This is a genomic window from Pseudoalteromonas sp. BSi20429, assembly GCF_000238895.1.
Classification (GTDB): domain Bacteria; phylum Pseudomonadota; class Gammaproteobacteria; order Enterobacterales; family Alteromonadaceae; genus Pseudoalteromonas; species Pseudoalteromonas arctica.
Window position 1 is genome coordinate 144073 of record NZ_BADV01000022.1, and the last position, 23628, is coordinate 167700.

General features: G+C 38.6%; 19 protein-coding genes and 1 other annotated feature. Of the genes, 14 read left to right on the forward strand and 5 right to left on the reverse strand.

Going from position 1 to position 23628, the window contains the following annotated elements:
- Positions 1–11: 11 nt before the first annotated feature.
- Positions 12–2588 (forward strand): ATP-dependent chaperone ClpB, encoded by a 2577-nt coding sequence (gene clpB, locus P20429_RS14920; protein ID WP_007581388.1) that lies wholly within the window; start codon positions 12–14, stop codon positions 2586–2588.
- 52 nt (positions 2589–2640) lie between these two features.
- Here the strand turns inward: clpB and P20429_RS14915 are convergent, their stop codons facing one another.
- Positions 2641–4188, reverse strand: a complete 1548-nt coding sequence (locus tag P20429_RS14915; RefSeq protein ID WP_007581390.1) for a PAS domain-containing methyl-accepting chemotaxis protein — start codon at positions 4186–4188, stop codon at positions 2641–2643.
- A 587-nt stretch (positions 4189–4775) separates the two neighbouring features.
- On the opposite strand from P20429_RS14915, the gene gshA reads away from it, so the two are divergent.
- Together gshA and P20429_RS14905 are read left to right on the forward strand one after the other, a co-directional pair.
- Positions 4776–6353: a glutamate--cysteine ligase gene (gshA, locus tag P20429_RS14910; RefSeq protein ID WP_007581392.1), complete on the forward strand. Its 1578-nt coding sequence runs from the start codon at positions 4776–4778 to the stop codon at positions 6351–6353.
- A 145-nt stretch (positions 6354–6498) separates the two neighbouring features.
- Positions 6499–7110, forward strand: a complete 612-nt coding sequence (locus tag P20429_RS14905; RefSeq protein WP_007581394.1) for a transglycosylase SLT domain-containing protein — start codon at positions 6499–6501, stop codon at positions 7108–7110.
- A gap of 48 nt (positions 7111–7158) precedes the next feature.
- On the opposite strand, the gene P20429_RS14900 is transcribed toward P20429_RS14905, so the two are convergent.
- Both P20429_RS14900 and P20429_RS14895 read right to left on the reverse strand, forming a co-directional pair.
- Positions 7159–8427: an HlyC/CorC family transporter gene (locus P20429_RS14900; RefSeq protein WP_007581396.1), complete on the reverse strand. Its 1269-nt coding sequence runs from the start codon at positions 8425–8427 to the stop codon at positions 7159–7161.
- A gap of 61 nt (positions 8428–8488) precedes the next feature.
- A complete protein-coding gene (locus P20429_RS14895) occupies positions 8489–9295 on the reverse strand; it encodes an inner membrane protein YpjD (protein WP_007581398.1) in 807 nt (268 codons plus the stop codon).
- A gap of 253 nt (positions 9296–9548) precedes the next feature.
- Here P20429_RS14895 and ffh point away from each other — a divergent pair, with 253 nt between their 5' ends.
- The 6 genes from ffh to tyrA all read left to right on the forward strand — a co-directional run bounded on the left by ffh (position 9549) and on the right by tyrA (position 14534).
- Positions 9549–10928, forward strand: a complete 1380-nt coding sequence (gene ffh / locus P20429_RS14890) for a signal recognition particle protein (RefSeq protein WP_007581399.1) — start codon at positions 9549–9551, stop codon at positions 10926–10928.
- Positions 10929–11188: 260 nt separating this feature from the next.
- The gene (gene rpsP, locus P20429_RS14885) at positions 11189–11437 is read left to right on the forward strand and encodes a 30S ribosomal protein S16 (protein ID WP_002962192.1); all 249 of its coding nucleotides are present in this window, start codon (positions 11189–11191) and stop codon (positions 11435–11437) included.
- A 17-nt stretch (positions 11438–11454) separates the two neighbouring features.
- Positions 11455–11991, forward strand: a complete 537-nt coding sequence (gene rimM / locus P20429_RS19240) for a ribosome maturation factor RimM (RefSeq protein WP_010554631.1) — start codon at positions 11455–11457, stop codon at positions 11989–11991.
- Positions 11991–12758: a tRNA (guanosine(37)-N1)-methyltransferase TrmD gene (gene trmD / locus P20429_RS14880; protein WP_007581405.1), complete on the forward strand. Its 768-nt coding sequence runs from the start codon at positions 11991–11993 to the stop codon at positions 12756–12758. The genes rimM and trmD overlap by 1 nt, the downstream gene beginning before the upstream one ends.
- A gap of 33 nt (positions 12759–12791) precedes the next feature.
- Positions 12792–13151, forward strand: a complete 360-nt coding sequence (gene rplS / locus P20429_RS14875; protein WP_007581406.1) for a 50S ribosomal protein L19 — start codon at positions 12792–12794, stop codon at positions 13149–13151.
- Positions 13152–13400: 249 nt separating this feature from the next.
- Positions 13401–14534 carry a bifunctional chorismate mutase/prephenate dehydrogenase gene (gene tyrA / locus P20429_RS14870; RefSeq protein ID WP_007581408.1) on the forward strand — a complete coding sequence of 378 codons (1134 nt, stop codon included), beginning with the start codon at positions 13401–13403 and terminating at the stop codon, positions 14532–14534.
- 127 nt (positions 14535–14661) lie between these two features.
- On the opposite strand, the gene P20429_RS14865 is transcribed toward tyrA, so the two are convergent.
- Positions 14662–15819, reverse strand: a complete 1158-nt coding sequence (locus P20429_RS14865) for a chorismate mutase (protein ID WP_007581410.1) — start codon at positions 15817–15819, stop codon at positions 14662–14664.
- A gap of 44 nt (positions 15820–15863) precedes the next feature.
- Positions 15864–15981 (reverse strand) — a sequence feature (Phe leader region).
- Between the two features lie 192 nt (positions 15982–16173).
- Between P20429_RS14865 and P20429_RS14860 the strand changes: the two genes are divergently transcribed.
- The gene (locus tag P20429_RS14860) at positions 16174–19188 is read left to right on the forward strand and encodes an EAL domain-containing protein (RefSeq protein WP_021032079.1); all 3015 of its coding nucleotides are present in this window, start codon (positions 16174–16176) and stop codon (positions 19186–19188) included.
- Between the two features lie 12 nt (positions 19189–19200).
- Here P20429_RS14860 and P20429_RS14855 read toward each other — a convergent pair whose 3' ends face one another.
- Entirely contained in the window at positions 19201–19530 is a 330-nt protein-coding gene (locus P20429_RS14855; RefSeq protein WP_007581414.1) for a translation initiation factor, read from the reverse strand.
- Between the two features lie 135 nt (positions 19531–19665).
- Between P20429_RS14855 and P20429_RS14850 the strand changes: the two genes are divergently transcribed.
- The 4 genes from P20429_RS14850 to P20429_RS14835 all read left to right on the forward strand — a co-directional run bounded on the left by P20429_RS14850 (position 19666) and on the right by P20429_RS14835 (position 23607).
- A complete protein-coding gene (locus tag P20429_RS14850; protein ID WP_002962948.1) occupies positions 19666–19971 on the forward strand; it encodes an STAS domain-containing protein in 306 nt (101 codons plus the stop codon).
- A complete protein-coding gene (locus P20429_RS14845; protein WP_033026396.1) occupies positions 19971–21620 on the forward strand; it encodes a SpoIIE family protein phosphatase in 1650 nt (549 codons plus the stop codon). Before P20429_RS14850 ends, P20429_RS14845 begins: the two co-directional genes overlap by 1 nt.
- 56 nt (positions 21621–21676) lie before the next feature.
- Positions 21677–22336, forward strand: a complete 660-nt coding sequence (locus P20429_RS14840; RefSeq protein ID WP_007581418.1) for a GAF domain-containing protein — start codon at positions 21677–21679, stop codon at positions 22334–22336.
- Between the two features lie 80 nt (positions 22337–22416).
- Positions 22417–23607, forward strand: a complete 1191-nt coding sequence (locus tag P20429_RS14835) for an amino acid aminotransferase (RefSeq protein ID WP_007581419.1) — start codon at positions 22417–22419, stop codon at positions 23605–23607.
- Positions 23608–23628 lie beyond the last annotated feature (21 nt).

A 23628-nucleotide genomic window follows, 5' to 3' on the forward strand; every position in this document is an offset into this window, starting at 1 on the left:
TAGGTAACACCATGCGTTTAGATAGATTTACAAGTAAATTTCAATCTGCGCTTTCTGATGCGCAATCGCTAGCCCTTGGTCGCGATCATCAATTTATTGAACCCGTACATTTAATGTATTCATTGCTAAAGCAAAGTGGCTCTAGTGTACGAGCATTATTTGCACAAACGGGTGTCAGCGCTGACGAACTCAACACCAAGCTTTCACAAGAAATAGAAAAATTATTTAAAGTAGAAGGTGTAGGTGGCGACGTCCAGCTATCAAACAATATGGCATCACTTATTAATCTATGTGATAAGTACGCGCAAAAACGCAAAGACAAATATATTTCAAGTGAATTATTTGTACTGGCGGCATGTGATGATAAAGGTCCACTTGGCGATATATTTAGGTCGTTAAATATTACCTCGACTAAAATTGAAACTGCAATTAAAGCGATTCGCGGCGGTCAAAAAGTTGATGACCCAAATGCCGAAGAAACACGTCAAGCGCTTGAAAAATTCACGATTGATCTAACCGAGCGAGCAGAGCAAGGTAAGCTTGACCCCGTTATTGGTCGCGATGACGAAATTCGCCGCACGATTCAGGTGCTACAACGCCGCACTAAAAATAACCCTGTATTAATCGGTGAACCAGGTGTTGGTAAAACAGCAATCGCTGAGGGGTTAGCACAGCGTATTATTAATGGTGAAGTACCTGAAGGATTAAAAAATAAACGCGTACTATCACTTGATTTAGGGGCGTTAGTTGCGGGTGCTAAATACCGTGGCGAATTTGAAGAACGTTTAAAATCAGTATTAAACGAATTGGCTAAAGAAGAAGGCCAAGTCATTTTATTTATTGATGAAATACATACTATTGTAGGTGCAGGAAAAAGTGACGGCGCCATGGATGCAGGCAATATGTTAAAGCCAGCATTAGCACGCGGCGAATTACACTGTGTTGGCGCAACCACGCTTGATGAATACCGTAAATATATAGAAAAAGACGCAGCTCTTGAGCGTCGATTCCAAAAGGTACTTATTGAAGAGCCATCTGTTGAAGATACCATTGCAATATTACGTGGCTTAAAAGAGCGATATGAGTTACATCATTCAGTAGAAATTACTGACCCCGCGATTGTTGCTGCGGCGCAGTTATCTCATCGTTACATTAGTGATCGTCAGTTACCCGATAAAGCGATTGATTTAATAGATGAAGCGGGTTCTTCAATTCGATTACAAATTGATTCAAAACCAGAGTCATTAGATAAACTCGAACGTCGTATTATTCAATTAAAACTTGAAGATAACGCACTAGCGAAAGAAAAAGACGAAGCAAGTCAAAAACGCCGAGCTGAAATGCAAGAGTTGATCACTGACCTTGATGGGCAATATCGTGAGCTAGACGAGATATGGAATGCTGAAAAAGCATCACTTCAAGGCACGCAAGTAATTAAAGCCGAGCTTGAACAAGCAAGATTAGATTTAGATGTAGCGCGAAGAGCAAGTGATTTACAGCGTATGTCAGAGCTGCAATATGGGCGAATTCCAGAACTTGAACGAAAACTTGATTTAGCCTCACAAGCCGAAATGCAAGAAATGACCCTGCTTAAAAACCAAGTAGGTGAGGATGAAATTGCTGAAATACTGTCTCGCTGGACAGGAATTCCTGTTGCAAGAATGCTACAAGGTGAGCGTGAAAAGCTGCTGCAAATGGAAGATAAGTTACACAGTAAAGTAATAGGGCAAGATGAAGCGGTTGTTGCTGTTTCTAACGCAATACGACGCTCACGTGCCGGGCTTGCAGATCCTAATCGTCCTATTGGTTCTTTCTTATTTTTAGGTCCAACTGGTGTGGGTAAAACCGAGCTGACAAAAGCACTGGCTGGTTTTATGTTTGATACCGAAGATGCCATGGTGCGTATCGACATGTCTGAGTTTATGGAAAAACATTCAGTTGCACGTCTAGTAGGGGCTCCTCCAGGTTACGTGGGTTACGAAGAGGGCGGTTATTTAACAGAAGCTGTTCGTCGTAAACCTTACTCAGTGATATTGCTTGATGAAATAGAAAAGGCACATCCGGATGTGTTTAATATTTTACTGCAAGTATTAGATGATGGCCGATTAACTGACGGGCAGGGTAGAACCGTTGATTTTAAAAATACTGTTATTATCATGACCTCAAATTTAGGCTCAGATATTATCCAAGAGCAAGCGGGTAATAATGACTATACGACCCTTAAAGCTAAAGTAATGGAAGTATTAATTAATGAGTTTAGGCCTGAATTTATTAACCGTATCGACGAGACTGTCGTGTTCCACCCGTTAGCAAATGAGCATATAAAAGAAATAGCTGATATTCAGTTAATGAAATTACGTGAGCGTTTAACTGAGATGGGATATCTGCTTGAAATAAGCGATGCTGCTCTTGAGCGAATTGCAGAAAGTGGGTTTGATCCTGTGTACGGTGCACGTCCGCTTAAGCGTGCTATTCAACAAACGATTGAAAACCCGCTGGCACAAAAGTTACTCAATGGAGACTACTTACCAGGTTGCGTGATCGTTATTGATGCAAATGACGACTCTCTGGTATTTTCCAAGCGTTAATTGTAAATAATTAAACTCAAAAGCCGCTAAAATAGCGGCTTTTTTATGTTTGTTAAACTTTAAAAGTTAGTAATAAATCGTTCACCCTACGTGAACCTTCAACAAGTTCAGCTGCTCCTTTTGCCACATTAAAGCTTAAGCTTAAGTTGTTATCTCCAAAGTCTTTAATTTGCGAAACATTATTACTAATGTCATTACTAACCATTTGTTGCTCTTCTGCAGCAGATGATATTTGTATTGCTAAATGAGATATTTCACTGATTTGGATAAAAATCCCCTCTAATTCAACTTGAGTTTTATCGGTTGTCAGCACACAATTATCGGCTTGTGCTTTAGTGCTTTGCATTACTTTAGACCAGCTAAATAAAGTATCTTGTATTTCTTTAATAGAACTGTGGATTTGTGTTGTAGCATTTTGAGTACGTGACGAAAGGGTCCTTACCTCGTCGGCTACTACAGCAAAGCCTCGACCATGCTCTCCCGCTCTAGCTGCTTCAATCGCTGCATTAAGGGCAAGTAAGTTAGTTTGATCGGCAATTCCTTCTATTTCACTCATTACTTTACCAATCTTATCTGCTTCAGAGGCTAAGCTGGTGGCTGTGGTTGCAGCCTTTTCTACTTGAAAAGCTAAATCAGATACCATTTTACTATTATCTGCAATATGGTCTTTTATTTCAGAGCAACTTTGATGGGTATTATTCACTTTATCAGCTGTTTGAGCAGTATTTACTGATATTTCACCAATGGTAGAACTCATTTGAGTCATCGCTGATGCAATTTGTTCTAAACGCTCACCTTGCGAAGAAATGCCTTTTTCAGTAAGTGCTGATTGTTTATCTAGATCAGTCGCAATGCCATTAAAGCTTAATGTAGAGTCTTTCATACGGCCAAGAACTGTGCGCAATTTTGCGTTTAGCATTTGCTCTCTATAATCACTTACGCTATGCGGTGTGTGGCCGCTGTAAATATAGCGAGATATTGAATCGGCTTTTGCTTTTTGTTCGCGTAATATTTTAGGGGTAACAATCAGTTCGTCATAATTTAGCGCAATAGCTAAGGCGCACATCAATAGGCTAATTACAGCTAAAGAGATTGATCCCGTAACAGCAATAAAAATCAGCCAAAGTAATAGGCATATAAAAGTAATGCCTTGTCTTATTGTGGTGTGTTCTCGTAGTTTAAATGATGACTTATTGGCATTTATTTTGTTGTAAAGAGCGTGTGCACGTTGCTTAAGTTGAGAGCTTGCTTTAGTTCTTACTGATTGATAACCAACAAGTCGGCTATGCTCAAAAATAGGGGTTACAAAGGCATCTACCCAATAATAACGGCCATCTTTACAACGGTTTTTAACCATACCGCGCCACGAGTGTTCTTGTTTTAATGTTGCCCACATTTCTTTAAAGGCCGCTTTTGGCATATCAGGGTGACGAACAATATTATGATGCTGACCGATAAGCTCTTGTGCGCTATAACCTGCTACAGAGCAAAACTCTTGATTGACGTATGTTATTACACCTTTGAGGTCGGTAGTAGAAACAAGCTCTTGTGACTCATCAAAGTATACTTCTTCATTTTTTAAGCTTTTATCATTGTGCATTATGTTTATTATCATCCTTTATTGTTGCTGTCATTATATTGGTTACACACTACAAAGCAAAAAATAGCGTCTTTCCTTTTATGCTCATAAGGCAAATAATTGTTTTTATTGATCTAGATCAAATTTAAATATCGAGTAGCTAAGTTGAACTCATTTTAAATAAGTTCCGGTCTATTATTTTAGGCTTATATTTTGCGTATTTAATTTATACTTAAATACGCATTTAAAGCATTTGTATAATGCCCAGAGCAATGGCAATATTACGACTTAATATAATGATGTTGGTCATATTGAGCGCATGTATAGAGTGGGTAAATAATTATTAACTTAGAAAAATTATATTGTTCTAGCAATTTATACCAGTTGCATTAAATAAGTGATCAATTATAGCGCTAAGAAAATAGCACAATAACAAGGCGAAAATTATGACATATATTTGTTCTATATGAATAATTTTTAACGCAGTGAGTGCGCTATTTAATGCGATAGAATGATCATATTTTCAATAAAATTGGTATTAATCTTGAGTCTAAGTAATTAGCCCCCATAACCTTATGATTAAGCCACGTGGCCCGAGGAAAGATTTTTTGACAACACATGATTTAGCTAACGCACTTGAAGCGTTATCAGTAAATGAGCACCAACATGCAGTTAAAGGCATTAAACGTGGCATAGAGCGAGAGTCGCTAAGAATACAAGATAATGGTGCAATATCACCTCAAGGTCACCCCAAAGGTGTGGGCAGTGCGTTAACTAACGGCCATATCACAACTGATTTTTCTGAGTCTTTACTTGAATTTATTACTCCAGTTAGTGAATCGTCAACGCAAACGCTTAAGCAATTAAAAGACCTTCAAAAGTTCACTCTAGAAAAAATGGGCGATGAACTACTTTGGCCCATTAGCATGCCGTGTTTTATTGAGCACCAAGACGATATAGTGCTAGCTCAGTTTGGTAGTTCAAATACTGGTCAAATGAAAACACTATACCGTGAAGGATTAAAAAATCGCTACGGTAGTATGATGCAAGCAATTGCAGGTGTTCACTTTAATATTTCATTCCCAGATACGCTTTGGCAGTCACTTCATTCTTTACAAAAAAGCAATGCAAGCCTTCAAGATTTTATTTCAGAAGGCTACTTATCCCTTATTCGTAACTTTAAACGCGAACTATGGCTAATAAGTTACATGTTTGGCGCATCGCCAGCATTGTGTAACTCATTTTTGCAAGGTCGAAAAACTGACTTACCATTTAAAAAACTAGGTAAAGGCACGCTTTACTTAGAAGTTGGTACAGCACTGCGTTTAGGTAATTTAGGTTATACAAATAGCGCTCAGTCGTCACTACGCGTAATGTATAACTCGTTAGATGAATATGTAGCGGGCCTTAAAAAAGCAATCAACACACCATCAGAAATTTATGGTGATCTTGATGACTATAAGAGTAAAAACCCTAAGCAGTTAAATAAAAATATTCTGCAGATTGAAAACGAATTTTACTCGCCAATTCGTCCTAAGCGCAATGCGAAAAGTGGCGAAACGCCAACGGATGCATTGCTTCGAGCAGGCATTGAATACGTAGAAATTCGCGCATTAGACGTTAACCCGTTTAGCGAAGTTGGTATTGATATTGAGCAAATTCACTTTTTAGATGTGTTTTTAACGTATTGTTTATTAAAAGATTCAGCTCCAATGGATTGGAAAGAACAAGCACGTAGTACTGAAAATCTCGACACAGTAGTAAACCAAGGTCGAGAAGAAGGGCTAATGCTTAACTTTAATAACACACAGCGTAGCCTTCAGTCGTGGGGCGATGAAATATTTACCCAGCTTACAGATGTCGCTAAATGGATGGATAATGCTTATGGTGTTAACTATTACTCAGATACTATAAAGCGCATGGCAACGTGGATACATAATCCAGAGCTTACTTACTCTGGACGTTACGTGTCACAATTAAAAGAGTCTGGTTTAGACAACGGTCACTTTGCACTAGCATTGGCTAGTAAATATAAGCAAAGTCACGCAGATACTGACTACAGCGAGTTTTTAAAGCCTTGGCTGGAACAACAAGTTGTAGAGTCTAACGAAGCACAAGCTGCAATTGAGCAAGCAGATACCCAGTCATTTACCGCGTTTTTAGATGCGTATTTTGACGGTAAATAACCTTGGTATTTAGCAAAATTTAAGCAAAAAAAACGCAGCCTAAGTTGGCTGCGTAAATATATTCAGGGATGAATTAATGCTGTACTGCTGCATTCATTGAGTCAGACCCACACTTTATAAAAAAGTTCTGTGAGATCTTAGAAAAATGAAAAAAAATGCAATTATCCTATCTCTCGCCATTACTTTAGCCGGTTGTGCTACAGCACCTCCAAAGCAACCTAACGATTTATGTAAAATCTTTGAAGAAAAGCCAGATTGGTATTTCGACGCAAAAGATGCACAAGAAAAATGGGGTTCTCCCAAGCATGTACTCATGAGTATGATGTACCAAGAAAGCTCATTTAAGCATGATGCCGCTCCGCCTATGGAGTACTTCTTATGGATAATTCCTACCGGTCGCGCAAGTGATGCCTATGGTTACTCGCAAGCTAAAACACCAACATGGTCTGATTATATTCGTGAAACAGGCAACAACGGTGCTGATAGAGACGACTTTGACGATGCAATCGACTTTATGGCGTGGTTTGTTTATAAAACGCATAAAGTAAATAAAATATCTAAATGGGATGCTTACGCACAATACCTTAATTATCATGAAGGTTGGGGTGGGTATAAGCGTGGCACGTACAAAAAGAAAAAGTGGCTAATAGGTGTTGCGAACAAAGTTAAGCACAGAGCAAGCCGTTATGGTGCGCAATTAAAACACTGCGAAGAAGAGCTTGATAAAGGTTGGTTTGAACGTCTTATATTTGGCTAGATAGTTATTAATGGATATAAAAAAGGAGCCAATTGGCTCCTTTTTTATTTAGCGAGAACGCTTATTCGGCAGTATCTTCACTTGTTTTATCATATTTTCTTTAACTTCGAGTACTTCAATAGGATATCCCGCGATACGCAAACTAATATTTGCATCAGGAATATTCTCCAAGTATTCAACAATTAAACCACTCAAAGTTTTAGGTCCATCGAGCGGGAAATCCCAACCCATTTCTTTATTTAAATCGCGTACGTTAGCGCCGCCATCCACAATACATGAGCCATCAGTTTGTGTTTCTACTTCTTCGCTCGGCGTACGAGTTTGCGTAGTTGTGAAATCGCCAACAACTTCTTCTAAAATATCTTCTAGGGTCACTAGGCCTTGGATGTCGCCATACTCATCTACCACTAAGCCTATGCGCTCTTTAGATTGCTGAAACTTTAACAGCTGAGTATTTAGTGATGTTCCTTCAGGGATAAAGTAAATCTCACGTACAGCTCGTAGCAAAGAGGGTTTATCAAATTGCTCTTTTGTAAGTAGACGAAGCGCATCACGAGAGTGAATAAAACCTACTGCATCATCTATGTTATCGCGATACAACAACACGCGAGTGTGTTGTGCATGGGTAAGTTGGCGGCTAATTAGTTTCCAGTCGTCATTAATATCAATGGCCACAATTTCGTTTCGTGGGATCATAATATCTTCAACGGTTACTTGTTCTAAATCTAAAATTGAGGTCAACATACTTTGGTGACGAGCAGGAATAAGTGCGCCTGACTCATTGAGTACTGTTTTTAATTCTTCTTTACTCATGCTGTGTTCGTCGATTTGTGCGGCACTAATACCAAATAATCGCAATATTCCGTTGGTCATCCAGTTAATAACAACCACAAAAGGGAACATTATTTTAAGTAGCCCTTTTAAAATAATAGAGCTTGGAAAGGCAACTTTTTCAGGATAAAGAGCAGCAAGGGTTTTAGGGGTTACTTCAGCAAATATAAGCACGACTAAAGTTAACACACCTGTAGCTATTGCAATACCGAGGTCACCGTAAAGGCGAATACCTATAATGGTTGCAACTTGGGCTGCTGCAATATTAACAAGGTTATTACCGATTAAGATTAAACCGATGAGCCTATCTGGACGGCTAAGTAATTTACTGACTCGTTTAGCTGCACGATGATCCTCTTTAGCAAGGTGTCGCAGGCGTATACGATTGATTGACATAATTCCGGTTTCTGAACCAGAAAAATAAGCAGAAAAAAGCACCAAAAAACCTAAAATGATAAATAGGGTACTTGTCGATATGTCGTCCAACGATGGATCCTTTTCTTATAAATCAATGCGTATTAAGCTAGAGTGAGCAAGCAGAGTCAAGTTAAAACTTATTTAGTATCACTTCTTGTATGAAACGGCTGCCAAAATAAGCGAGTGTGAGGACAAATGCAGCGACCATGATTGTAATAACCACCGGTTTACCGCGCCAACCCTTTTTCATATGCCCGATAGCTACAACGGCAAAAATAGCCCACGCAACTAACGATAATATTGTTTTATGAATGAACTCTTTAGCGAACATTCCATCAAGAAATACAAACCCTGAAAGTAATGCAAATGTGAGTAATATAGTGCCTAAATTAAGAAGTTGGTAAAGCTGGCGCTCCACAACCATTAAAGGCGGAAGATGGCTATGCACAATTGCTAAATCTTTACGTTTTAAACGTTTATCAATAAAGTAAAACTGTACACCATATAAAGTGGCGATAATTAAAATACAGTAGGCTAACAAAGATAAAGAGATGTGCGTTACTAAACCCACCTCAATATTAATACTTTGCAATAAAATATGATGAGGTATAAATAAACTGGCAATGGTTAGTAAGGCACCAAAACCATAAACAACGGGCAACAATAAAGTTGCAGGGAATTTTAGCGAGACAGTCGTCACCGAGACCACAATCACCCAGCACGTCAAAAGAGCGACGTTTACGATACTTAAATCTTGACCGTCGGCTCTAAAAACAGAGTTAACTAACAGCAGCATGTGCGCCACTATAGCAACCGTGCTTAAAATAACGGTTACTTTTTGGCTTGGGCCTTGTTGATGAAACAGGCGTGAAAGCACGTGAGACGTTGCTAACACATAAAATAAACTGGCAATAATAGTTAAACTAATAATCAGCATTGTGCTTGGGCCACTTAATTTGAGACAAAATAATCCTTGTTGTTATATAGCCATTGTATTTTATAGCAAAGCAAATGCATAGACCTTAAAAAAAGAAACTCATCAAGGTGCACTTGAACACTATATTGTAAGACGCCATATACGGTATACTACTTTTAATTGAAACTTAATAAGTCAATCTAGGTTAATTGAAAAATCAAATTAATCGTAAAATTTAAATGGATTGATATAAACGTCTTATCGGAACCGTTACATGTTTGAGAACCTCCAAGAACGATTAGGTAAAACCTTAAAAAATATCAGTGGCCGTGGCCGTCTGACGGAAGACAACATAAAAGACACACTTCGCGAAGTGCGTATGGCATTTTTAGAAGCCGATGTGGCATTGCCTGTTGTTCGCGACTTTGTAAAACAAGTTAAAGAACGTGCAGTTGGGGTTGAAGTTACAAAAAGCTTAAGCCCAGGCCAAGTATTTATAAAAATAGTGCGTGAAGAACTAGAAAAAGCAATGGGCGAGGCTAATGAAGAGCTAAGTCTAAATGCGCAACCGCCAGCCGTTGTAATGGTAGCGGGTCTACAAGGTGCGGGTAAAACCACCAGTGTAGCTAAGCTTGCTAAGTTTTTAAAAGAGCGAAAAAAGAAATCAGTACTTGTAGTAAGTGCCGATGTTTATCGCCCTGCGGCGATTAAACAGCTAGAAACGCTTGCAGCAGAAGTTGATGTTGATTTCTTCCCAAGTGATATTTCGCAAAAGCCAGTTGATATTGCAACCGCTGCAATTTCTCATGCTAAAAAGAAATTTATAGATGTAGTACTTGTTGATACTGCAGGTCGTCTACATGTTGATAGCAACATGATGGATGAAATTAAAGATCTTCATAAAGCAATCAATCCAATTGAAACCTTGTTCGTTGTTGATGCAATGACAGGTCAAGATGCGGCGAATACAGCTAAAGCATTCGACGAAGCATTACCACTTACCGGTGTTATATTAACAAAAACCGATGGTGATGCGCGTGGTGGTGCTGCTTTATCTATTCGTCACATCACTGGCAAGCCTATTAAGTTTATGGGTGTGGGTGAGCGCACTGACGCACTTGAACCTTTCCACCCAGACCGTATAGCGTCGCGTATTTTAGGTATGGGTGACGTACTTTCATTAATCGAAGAAGTCGAGATGAAAGTAGATAAAGAGCAAGCTGCTAGAGTTGCTGAAAAAGTATTTAAAGGCGCAGGTTTTACTCTTGATGATTTTGCTGACCAATTAAAGCAAATGAAAAGCATGGGTGGCATGATGTCAATGCTTGATAAGCTCCCTGGTATGTCTAACTTACCAGATGCTGTTAAAGGTCAAATGGGTGATAAAACATTTATCCAAATGGAAGCTATTATTAGCTCTATGACTAAAAAAGAGCGTGCACGCCCAGAAATCATTAAAGGTTCGCGTAAAAAACGCATAGCAGCTGGCTCTGGTACACAAGTACAAGAGATTAATAAGTTGCTTAAGCAGTTTACGCAAATGCAAAAAATGATGAAAAAAATGAAAGGTAAAGGCGGCATGACTAAAATGATGCGCGGTATGAAAGGCATGTTACCACCTGGAATGATGGGCGGCGGCGGTCCTAAATTTTAAAAAGTACCATTAAGTTACTTTTTAAAATAATAGCGAATCATATTTAAAGGAGCAAATAGCTCCTTTTTTGTTGAATAAATTATGCATGTAATACACCTTTAACTCTTATTTGTCGTTGAGATCACGGTTTAACCTACTAAACTGCCTTTTTGGTTCACTTCTTACTTGCGTTATTGCCAAAAACTCGTACAATTCCCCAGCTCCCCATTCTGGGGAGTAAATCTTATTAATGAAAACAGTCAATCTTTATAGAGGACGGTATGGTAACTATTCGTTTGCAACGTGGTGGCGCTAAAAAACGCCCTTTCTATCAAATTGTGGTTGCGGATAGCCGTTTCTCGCGTGACGGTCGCTTCATCGAGAAAGTAGGCTTTTTTAACCCAATTGCTTCAGGTCAAGAAGAAAAAATTCGTTTAGATTTACCACGTGTTGAACACTGGGTAGGTCAGGGCGCATCTCTTTCAGATCGCGTAGCTAAGTTAGTAAAAGACGCTCGTAAAGCGGCTTAATAGGCGTAAGTGTAACCATGAGTCAAGAGAACACCTCATCAATAATTGTCGTAGGAAAGCTCGGTGCCCCATATGGTATAAAGGGCTGGCTTAAGGTACATTCATTTACTGATGATCCCGTAGGGATCTTCGATTTCAGCCCGTGGTTGATAGGGCAGCAAGGTAAATGGCAGTCCTTAGAAGTGGTCGACTGGCGTCGCCACAACAAAGGCTTTATCGCTAAATTTGCGCAGGTAAACGACCGAGACGAAGCAATGGCTTATACCCATGCTGAAATCTCAATGGATGCAGCGCATTTACCAGAACTCCCGCAAGGTGAGTTCTATTGGCGAGATCTCATTGGCATGTCTGTTGTAACCGATAAAGGTTATAGCTTAGGCATTGTTGATGACCTGATGGAGACAGGATCAAATGACGTACTGGTTGTTAAAGCAAACAGTAAAGACGCATTTGGTCAAGCTGAGCGTTTGATTCCTTTTTTAACTGATTCAGTTATTAAAGAAGTTAAATACGACGCAAGAGAAATTACCGTAGACTGGGATCCTGGTTTTTAATGACGCAAACTAGTTCATTATGGGTAGGGGTGATAAGCCTTTTTCCAGACATGTTTGACGCTATTACAGACCAAGGTGTTACCGGTCGCGCAGTAAAAAATGGCTTAATTGATTTTAACTGCTGGAATCCGCGAGACTACGCTTTAGATAAGCATAGAACCGTAGATGACCGTCCTTACGGGGGCGGACCTGGTATGTTAATGATGGTTGAGCCATTAAAAAAAGCGATTGCCGAAGCTAAAAAAGCAGCTGGTGATGGTGCTAAAGTAATTTATATGTCCCCGCAAGGGCGCAAACTTGATCAGCAAGGTGCTAGCGAACTCGCTAACTCTAAAAAACTGATTTTGATTGCCGGTCGCTATGAAGGTATAGATGAGAGAATAATAGAATCATATGTTGACGAAGAATGGTCAATTGGTGATTTTATTTTGAGTGGTGGTGAACTACCTGCCATGACATTAATTGACGCAGTAGCGCGATTAGTGCCAGGTGTGTTAGGTCATAATCAGTCAGCAGAACAAGATTCGTTTTCAGATGGCTTGTTAGATTGTCCACACTATACACGACCAGAAACATTGGATGACAAACAGGTTCCTGCTGTATTACTCAGTGGTAACCACCAAGAGATAGCAAAATGGCGGCTTATGCAGTCATTAGGCAGAACTTGGTTACGACGTCCTGACTTGTTGCATAACCTAGCTCTGACTGAGGAGCAAGCGGTATTACTCGCGAAATTTCAGCAAGAGTACCAAAAAGCTTGTGGCTAGAAGACAGTTACACCTAGGAAAGTGAGAAACATAATGGCAAAAGTAAACCAAAATATTATTAAAGCGCTTGAAGATGAGCAGCTTAAAACAGACGTACCTGCATTTGGCCCTGGTGATACAGTGGTTGTACAGGTAAAAGTAAAAGAAGGTGCTAAAGAGCGTCTACAGGCCTTTGAAGGTGTTGTAATCGCTAAGCGTAATCGTGGTCTTCACTCAGCATTCACAGTTCGTAAAATCTCGAACGGTGAAGGCGTTGAGCGTGTATTCCAAACGCACAGCCCTCTTATTGATAGCGTAACAGTTAAGCGTCGCGGTGCAGTTCGCCGTGCTAAGCTTTACTATCTACGTGAGCGTTCTGGTAAATCTGCACGTATTAGAGAAAAGCTTAACTAATACGCGCTGTTTATCAACGCAAAAAAACGGGTTGCATCCTTCGGGTTGCAACCCGTTTTGGTTTTAGAATATTATTTTCTCAATTCTCAATTCTCAATTCTTAATTCTCAATTCTCAATTCCTCATTAGTAAAATTTCCGCTTTAGCCTTTTCTCAGTTAGCTGATCCTGTTAGTATTTATCGTATTGATTAGTTTACTTTTATGTAAATTTATATTTACGTTATTTGGTTTTTTAAGGTGGGACGAACGTGGCTGACATAAGTGATTTATCACAGCTAAGAGAAGGTATAGATGAATGCGATGCACAACTTGTTGCCTTACTCGCTAAACGTAATGGTATTACGCAAAAAATTGGTGAGATAAAACAACAAACAGGCGCGCCTTTACATGCACCTGTCCGTGAAGCAGAGCTATTAGCGGCAAGACGACAAGAAGCAATAAATCAAAATGTAAGCCCAGATCTCGTTGAAGATATACTAAGACGTATGATGCGAGAAGCCTATCAAAACCAACAAGCAAAACTTGCATGCGCAGCGCCAGAGCTTTCGCCAATTGTAATTGTGGGTGGTCAAGGTGCCATGGGCCAGTTATTTGCACAGCAGTTTATTCGCTCAGGTTACGAAGTTAAAATCTTAGATAAAGATCAGCAAAACGATGCTAAAAGTATTTTAAAAGGTGCCAAGCTGGTAATGATTAGCGTACCTATTAATGCATTGGACGCTGTAGTTGCTAAGTTACCTAAACTAGATGAAGACTGTTTACTAGTTGATATTACATCGGTAAAGCAATCGCCTATTAAAGCACTAAAAGCTGCGCACAGTGGCCCTGTGGTTGGTTTGCATCCTATGTTTGGGCCTGATATATCACACTGGGTAAAACAAACAGTCGTTGTATGTGAAGGACGAGAGCACCAAGCGGCAAAAGGTTTGTTACAGCAGTTACAAGTATGGGGTTGTCAGCTTGTTGAGCTTGATGCTAAAAAGCATGATGAAGCAATGCAAATTATTCAGGTAATGCGCCATTTAACGACATTTGTGTACGGACAATTTCTAGCAAAACAAAGTCATACACTAGAAGAATTACGTAGCTGCTCGTCACCTATATATCAATTAGAACTGATGATGGTAGGGCGTTTATTTGCGCAGTCGCCTGAGCTTTACTCAGATATTATGCTAGCACAATTCGATGATGTAGAAACCTTACTTGCACAGTACCAAGATACCTTCGCAAGTACGTTAGCAAAATTAAAAGCGGGAGATAAAGCAGCGCTTATTGATTCTTTTGCTGAGGCTAAAGTTTACTTTTCTGACTCGACAGAACACTTTTTAACGCAAAGCAGAAGCTTATTAAATAAAGCGAATGATTCAAAAGTTTTAGATTAATATTTGTTATACCGTTTGCTTAAGTATGGGGATTTAATTCGTTAAATTGCTAAAATATTTATGCAGACTGGTACTAGTTAACGAAAAAGGGCCGATATCGGCCCTTTTTGATTTGTAAAATTGCTTATTAAGTATTAACGCTTACTGCCTGTAGTGACTCGCTTTGGTAGCATCCTAAAATACGTACATATTGGGTGTGCTCTTTAAGTTCTTCTAGCGCTTCTTTTACTTGGCTTTCAGCTAAGTTTGCTTCTAGGTCAACATAAAAAACTTCTTCCCACGGATTGCCCGGAGTAGGGCGAGATTCAAGTTTTACTAAATTAATCTTATGCTGCTTAAAAATCATTAACGCATCGGCTAGTGAGCCCGCTTGTTGTTTTGTCGACATGATCAAACTAGTTTTAGTTGGAATTTGGTTAGACACTTGTAGAGGCTTACGTGCAACAACAATAAAGCGGCTATGGTTTTCGCTTTGATTAGCTAGGTTTGATTTAATAACCTCAAGCCCGACATTTTTCCCCGCTTGTGCAGAGCCAATTGCAGCACTGTATGGAGTGTTCAGAGCTGATTGTAGCGCGCTTGATGTTGAGTCACATGTTTCGTGTTGTAAATCACCTAAGCCCTGTAAAAAACGGCTGCACTGCGCAAATGGTTGTGGGTGTGCAAATATTTTTGTTAGTTGACTAAGTTCAGTATCAGGGTTGGCGAGTAAGCAATGCTCTACACTGTGAGTTACTTCTCCAACAATAGACACTTGCGCGTGCTGTAATAAGTCAAACACCTCGTTAATACTGCCAGAGCTTGTGTTTTCAATGGGTAATAAACCAAAATCAGCTTGTCCGTTTTCTACTTTACCTGTTATTTCGTCAAACGATGTACAGCCAATTTCAACTAATTTACCCGGGCGGCGGCTAAAATATTTATGGCATGCTAGTTGGCTATAAGAACCCTGACCACCTAAGTAAGTTACACGGTGTGTTTCACTAAGGGCATCTGGATTCAGGTTTTTTTGTAGCATTGCTTGTTGGTGTAAAACTGAGTCTTCCAAAATAGTTTGAAAAACATTATTCACGTAGTAAGCATCTAAACCTAGTGATTTACCATAACCAATCAGTTTCTCTAAAAGTGCGAGTTCACGTGCTTCATCGCGAATTGGTTTGTTGTTAGCAATTTTATACTCAACCACACCGTGGCTAATACGACGACGTTTAGCTAATAACACGAGTAAATCGGAGTCTATTTCATTTATATCGTGTCTTAGTGCATTTAATACATCATTTGTCATTTTGGTATCCTCATTCCAAAAGTAGGCTGTTATTACACAGCAAAAACAAAAAAGCCTCCCGGTTGGGAGGCTTTACTATTCGATTGATTTTATCTCACAAACAGGGAAGCCTCTTCTATATAAAGAAGCTAAAAAACGAAAAAAAAGTGCGAGAGATAAATATGTTCATGCAGTTAATGTATGGAGAGTTGCTACCAATGTCAATAAAGATCTAAATAAGCTTAGAGTACTATTTATTTCCCTATATTAGTTTTTATAGAAAGTTTACAAATAATTTATAAATATGAATGCGGATCTGGTATATTTCGTTAACTGGTTCAAATAATAACAATTATTAATAATTAAGGTTGACCCGTGGTTTACAGACGCCCTCCATCGCGTTTTGGATTGAATTCTTTAAGTGTAAAACTATCGCTACTCATATCCGCTATTTGCTTAATAGCTGGGGTATGTGCGGCTGCCTTAATGCTTAAATCTGAAGAGAAACAACTCGTTTTTGAAGAACACGAAGTTTTAAAAAGCTCGACAGATTTATTAGTGAAGCAATTTAATGAGCGCATTAAAACAAAAGTAAATATTGCTCAGCAAGCTAATAACGTAGTAACACAACAACTTTTTCAACCCAATTCACCAATTAATTTAAGCAATAAATCACAGTTACAATTTAATAGTGACGGTACGATTCGAAGTGCCTCTGCTGATGGTTTATCAGCAGCATTTTTACCACAGCAAAATTACTCTCCTTTTTATAAACGCCTATTTAATGATTCTGAGATGCTGTGGCGCATAATTTCTCCTACACTGGTACACGACTTTTTTAACTTTTATCTAATAACAGATGATGATTTTATTCGTGTTTCTCCTCCAAATTGGGCATTAAACGCACCTGCCGACTTTAGAGCAACGAATGGCTCAACTTATAAATCGATTAAAAGCACGCTTGAAACAGTAAGAGAGCCTGCATGGTCAAAAGTCTATTACGATACAGTATGGCGCAAATGGGTTATTAGCTTACTAGTGCCAGTTTATGTCGATAATGAGTTTTTAGGTGTGACGGGGAGCGATATTTCCCTCAACAAACTTATTTCATTTTTACCTGTTGGTGATAAAGAAAAACACCTACTTGTGTTTGATAGTAAAGGGCAATTGTTAGCACACCCAGATCTAAATCCGACCTTACTAGCCGACTATGGTAGTGATAATAAAGCACTCGCTACTAATGAATTTGTAAACCCAGCACTGCAGTCGATTATTGATGATGTAATTGCGGTGAAATTACCTGAATACGCAAATTCGTTTGAAAAAAATGACGAAGCTCATATTATCAATATTCGTAAGATTGATGACTTAGATTGGTACATAGGGGTATATAAAAAGCGTTCATCGACGTTATCTGCATTACAAGATTTAAAACTGAAGTTTTTTGGTCTCTTTATTTTATACGCAATATTAGTTGCCTTATTGCTGCATCAAGCGCTTTATCAACTAGTCCTTCGCCGTTTACATACTTTGGTTTATGCAGTTACAAGTTTTGGCAAAGGTCAATTAACTACAGAGTTCCCACCAGAAAACAAAGATGAAATTGGCACGCTTAATGGCTCATTTAGAGACATGACGGTAGAAATTCGCAAACTTATCGATGGCTTAAACCAGAGAATTACAGAAAAAGAAATTGCTGAAAAAGCAGCTAACCGTTTATCTAAAGCGGTAGCATTCTCGGGCACAGGCGTTGTGATCACCGATGAGAATTTTGTAATTGAATACGTAAATCCAAAAATGCTCGAAATGACAGGCTACCCAGAAAGTCATTTTAATAGAGCACCATTACTTAATATTATTGCCTCAGAAATGTCTATTTTAGTTGAAGATATAGACATAGATTTACGCAGCCGTAATTACTGGCGCGGTGATACATTAATTCAAGGCTTGAATAAAGAGCCAATTTGGGTGTCTTTAAGTGTTTCGCCAATTCGTGAAGAGGGCGGTGAAATAACCAGTTATGTAGCATCTGCACAAGACATTTCGTTTGTAAAAGAAAGCCAGCGTAAAATGGAGCAGCTTGCTTACTTTGACACCCTTACGGGCCTTGCCAACAGAACGTTCTTTAGAATGCAATTGCGTAAATCAATGGCATTAGCAGAACGTGGGCACTATGCATTTGCATTGTTTTACTTTGATTTAGACGAATTTAAACGTATTAACGATACATTAGGCCACGATGCCGGCGATCAATTATTAATTGAAGTGGCAAACAGACTTAAAAAACGTTTACGAGCCGAGGACACCATAGCGCGCTTAGGTGGTGATGAATTTGCAGTATTACTCAGTGGTATAGAAAGCCAAGCTCACGCGACTGATGTTGCCAATACAATTCAAAAAACACTGAATGTGCCTATAAAACTAGGTAGTAATGAAGTTATTGTGAGCGCGAGTATTGGTATTACAATGGCTCCGTACGATAGCCTAGAAGAAGATCAGTTATTAAAACATGCTGACTTAGCAATGTATGAGGCAAAAGCAAAAGGGCGTAATACATTCCATTTTTATAGCCAAGAATTGAACGCAGCTGCTAATGAGCGTTTATTTATTGAAAATGAGCTACGTATAGGACTAAAAGAAAAACAGTTTGTAGTTTACTACCAACCTCAAGTTGATAGTCGTACTCATCAGGTCATTGGCTATGAAGCGTTATTAAGATGGTTCCACCCAACTGAAGGCGCAATCCCTCCAGATAAATTTATTCCTATTGCAGAAGCGACAGGCCTTATAGTTGAATTAGGCGAATGGGTGCTTCAAGAGTCTTGTGATTTTGCCGTAAGATTAACAAAGCAAGGCCTAGAAAATAATATATCGATAAACTTATCGGCTCGCCAGTTCAAAGACTCAAGCTTAGTCTCAACACTGAGTAAAATGATAATTAGGACGGGTGTTTCGGCTAAGCGCCTTCACTTAGAGCTGACTGAAAGTATGCTAATGGGAAATGTAGAAGCTGCAATTACACAACTCCACGAGCTTAAAGCCTTAGGTATATCTATTTCTATTGATGATTTTGGTACTGGCTATTCGTCACTCAGTTACTTAAAACGATTCCCGGTTGATATATTGAAAATTGACCGTTCATTTGTAAAAGATATCCCTGAGGATACAAATGATATGGAAATCACTGCCGCTATTATTGCCATGGCGCAAAAGTTAAAGCTAGACGTGGTCGCAGAAGGGGTTGAGACAATAGAGCAGATGCAGTTTTTACAAAATAATAATTGCTTCATTGTACAAGGCTATTATTTTAGTAAACCAATTGCTGAGCACGAACTGCCAAAATTGTATGAAAGGTTAAATGAACTCTCAAATAGCGAAGTAAGTAGTTAATAAAATTGCGGGTTAACCACCCGCAATTTTAACTTTAAATTTTAACGCTTCTAAAATGGCTTTTAGTTTATCGCGGTCATCACCTTGCACTTCAATAATGCCTTCTTTTACTGCGCCGCCTTGGCCCATTTTGCTTTTTATAGTTTTAGCTAACTTTTTTAAATCATGATCTTTTGGATCAATGCCTACAACTAACATTACGCCTTTGCCTTTACGTCCTTTTGTTTGACGCTCAATGCGAATAAAACCATCTTTAAAAAGCTTAGCTTCTAACTCTTTTTCTGGTTTTGGCTGGTCAATGCGCCCCGTACTTGTTGAATATACTAAGTGACTATCACTCATACCTTACCTTTATGGATAAAAATTAATTAAATATTGGCGTAAATGATAGCAAATTTGAAGTTGTGTGTTTTTCTTTTTGCTAAATACTTTTAACAGGTTATATTTAGTTCAAAGGAAATATTATTGGAGTTTAATATGAGTTTAACTAAGAATGAATCAGTCGATGGCACTACATTAACAATACAAATCAAAGGTAAATTTGACTTTAATTTAGTGCAATCTTTTCGCCAAGCTTATGCTCAAATGAGCGAAAAAACAGTAAAGGTTATTATCGATTTAAGAGAGACTGACTACATGGATAGCTCAGCACTTGGCATGTTACTTAACATGAAAAAAACAATTGATAGCCAAGTGAAAACTATTGAAATAAGCAATTGCCAACCTCAGCTTAGAAAAATTCTACAAATTTCACGTTTTGATAAAAAGTTTGATATTAGCTAATGATACATGTGTTAATTGTGGATGATCAGGCGCTCAATCGCATTTTACTAAGTAAAATGCTTGAGCAAGAGGGTTATAAAATATCAGTGGCTTATAACGGGCTAGATGCACTTAATGTACTTAAAAGAGAGCAAATAGACGTTGTTTTACTCGATGTTTTAATGCCTGTAATGGATGGTTTTGAAGCTGCTGAAAAAATAAAGCAGCAGTATAGTGAAGTTTACTTACCGATTATTTTTATAACCTCCTTAGAAGATCAAGCAAGTTTTGAGCGCTGCCTCGAAGTGGGTGGCGATGACTTTATTCATAAACCATTTGAAAAAGTTATTCTGCATGCAAAAATTAAAGCACATATTCGCACCAGAGAGCTGAGTAAAAAAGCAAACCAGCAAAAAAAATTGCTTGAATATCATCATAATCAAATTGAACGTGAACACGAAATAATTGAGCATATTTTTAATAACTCATTAGAAAACCAAGGTAAGTTTAAAGAGTATTTAGATTTTAATTTATCACCGGCCTCTATGTTTAACGGCGATATGTTTTTAGTAGCGCAAAGCCCAATCGGTAATTTGTATTGCATGTTGGGAGATTTTACGGGTCATGGCCTTGCAGCCGCTATTGGTGCATTACCAACTTCTCGTGTGTTTTATACTATGGTACAAAAAGGCATGGCGGTTAACGATATTGCCTGTGAGTTAAATACACTACTGTACAACCTACTACCTGGGCATATGTTTTGTGCTGCAACCATTATAGAGCTTAGTGCATCAGGTAAAAGTGTTTCTGCATGGATGGGCGGCTTACCCGATGCCTACCTAATAGATAAAGACGGTAATGTAAAACAAGCATTAGAATCGCAGCATATGGCGCTGGGGATTTTAGATGAACAAGAATTTGAATATGAAGTTATTCATTTTGAAACAAATAGTAATACACGCCTAGTATTAGCAACCGACGGTATTATAGAAACCGCAAACAAAGAGGATATATTTTTTGGGGAAGAGCGTTTTTTACAAACCTTAAAAAGTAAATCGATGATTAGTAGTGAAGACATAGTTGCAAATGTTACTAAGTTTGCAGATGGTACTAAGCAGCAAGACGATTTAAGCATTGTTTTACTAAACTGCCTGCCTTTAATTCCCGTGGAACAAGAGCGAGAAGCATTTTCTACTTTGGCTTTTAATTTGTCTTTGAGCTTAAATTCAGAGCAAATAAAAAAAACAGACCCCGTTTACGACGTCGTTAATATTTTAAGCAGTGTTGAGGGGTTAAATACTCACCGTTCTAATATATTTTTACTGTTGTCTGAGGCTTATAACAATGCGCTTGATCATGGTGTATTAGGCCTTAACTCAGAAATTAAAAAACAAGAGGACGGCTTTTTTCGATATTACGAGTTGAGAGAGGCAGCCCTTGCTAAACTTACAGATGCCATGATTATTATTGATATGCGCTATTGCCCCGACACGCTCAGTTTATATTTTATTATTTGTGATTCAGGTCGAGGGTTTAGTAGTAAGCACGATGAGTTGGCAAAGGCTAATAACGAATTTGGCAGAGGGGTGTCTTTATTAGAAGAAATAGCCGAAAAAGTCACTTATAACGCCAGTGGTAACCAAGTTGAAATGTGCTACAAGTTGAGCTAGCTCTGTAAAAATATCCATGCTATTATTCTCGAAACTTTAGATGTATGGATGGCCAAATGATTTCTTCTTACTTAAAACAAGCACAACTTAGTGCTAATCCAGCTTTGATTTCAACAGAGCTTGAAAAGCTTGATCTACATTTAGCAAACACTGCTTTGCCTGATGTGTGTTGGGAGTATCAAATACCAGAGCTTGGCGAGGGCGGTGCATGTAGTTTATTTGGTTACTTACAAGATGAGCCATTCAAATTAACTGACTATATTAAAAATGATGAGCAAAAACAGTTTAAGCTGGCTAATTTACAAAGTATTGTAAGCTACATTGAGCAGCAAACGGGCGTTGATTGGTATGGTATTTATCAATCAACTAATACCCCTGAAGGTAATCAACTATTAAAATTGGCTTATCATGGAGCGCCTAGTCGTCCGTTGTTTCCTTTAACGCAAGCATTTGCAGCTGGCAGTAACAACGTACAGGTTGCGCTATCTCACAAGGGCCGCATTATTAATAACGTTGAGGCGTATTTATCACAAGGTGGTGAATACTACACATGCGATCCTAAAGTTAAATCAGAAACCTGCCTACCTTTATTTAATGCACAAAATGAATGCGTTGGTATTGTAGATGCAGAAGCCTTTAAAAATGATTTTTTTGATGAAAAGACACTTGCCGTTTTAATTGCATGTTGTATTAAAATTCCTCACTTTCTAGTGTAAATAACGCTAGTCAATATGATGTGCTTTTATGTTAAGCTTAGCTTAACAGCTAACCCCTAAATAACGATAAGAGATAGCCAATGTTCTCAGTATTAAAACCATTACCAACAGATCCTATTCTTGGCCTTATGGCGGCCTATAAACAAGATACAAACCCTAATAAAATTGATTTAGGTGTAGGTGTCTACAAAGATGAGCAAGGCAATACACCGGTTCTTAAAGCGGTTAAAAAAGCTGAAGCGTTTCGTCTTGAAAACGAAATGAGCAAATCTTACATTGGTTTAGCGGGTAATTTAGATTACTGCCAAAAAATGGAGCAGTTACTATTAGGTGAGCATCAAGTATTACTAGCTAACCGCGTACGTACTGCGCAAGCTCCTGGTGGTACGGGTGCACTTCGTGTTGCAGCTGAATTTATTAAGCGTTGTAATACAGACGCAACTGTTTGGGTAACTAACCCAACATGGGCTAACCATATTAGCTTGTTTGAAGCTGCAGGCTTAACAGTAAAAGAATACCCGTATTACGATTACGAAAATAAAGACTTACTGTTTGATGAAATGATCAATACACTTAAACAAGTGCCTAAAGGTGATGTGGTTTTAGTGCATGCATGTTGTCATAACCCAAGCGGTATGGACTTAAACGAAACACAGTGGAACACAGTTGCCGAACTTGCAAAAGAAGTTGGCTTTACACCACTTGTTGATATTGCATACCAAGGCTTTGGTGCTTCACTTGAAGAAGATGCACGTGGCTTACGTATTTTAGCTGATGCAGTAGAAGAGCTAATTATTTGTTCTTCATGTTCTAAAAACTTTGGCTTATACCGCGAGCGTATTGGTGCATGTTCACTAATTGCAAAAGATAGCGCAACAGCAGATATTTCAAACTCTGTAATGCTAAGCGTTGTACGTAGTATTTACTCAATGCCGCCAGCGCATGGTGCTGATATTGTTAATACTATTTTAAGCAGTACAGAGCTTACACAATTATGGCACTCTGAGCTTGATGAAATGCGTAGCCGCATAAATGGCTTACGTAGTTTAATTAAGGAAAGCTTAGCAACTAAAGATATTGCGCAAGACTTCTCATTTATTGAACGCCAAAACGGTATGTTTTCTTTCTTAGGTATTAATAAAGAGCAAATTGCTCGCCTACAAAAAGAATATGGTATTTATATTGTTGGTTCTAGCCGCGTAAATGTTGCAGGTGTTAGCCAGTCAAATATTGAATACTTTTCAAATGCTGTAGCTGACGTTTGTAAATAAACGCAGTTAATATAAAAAANA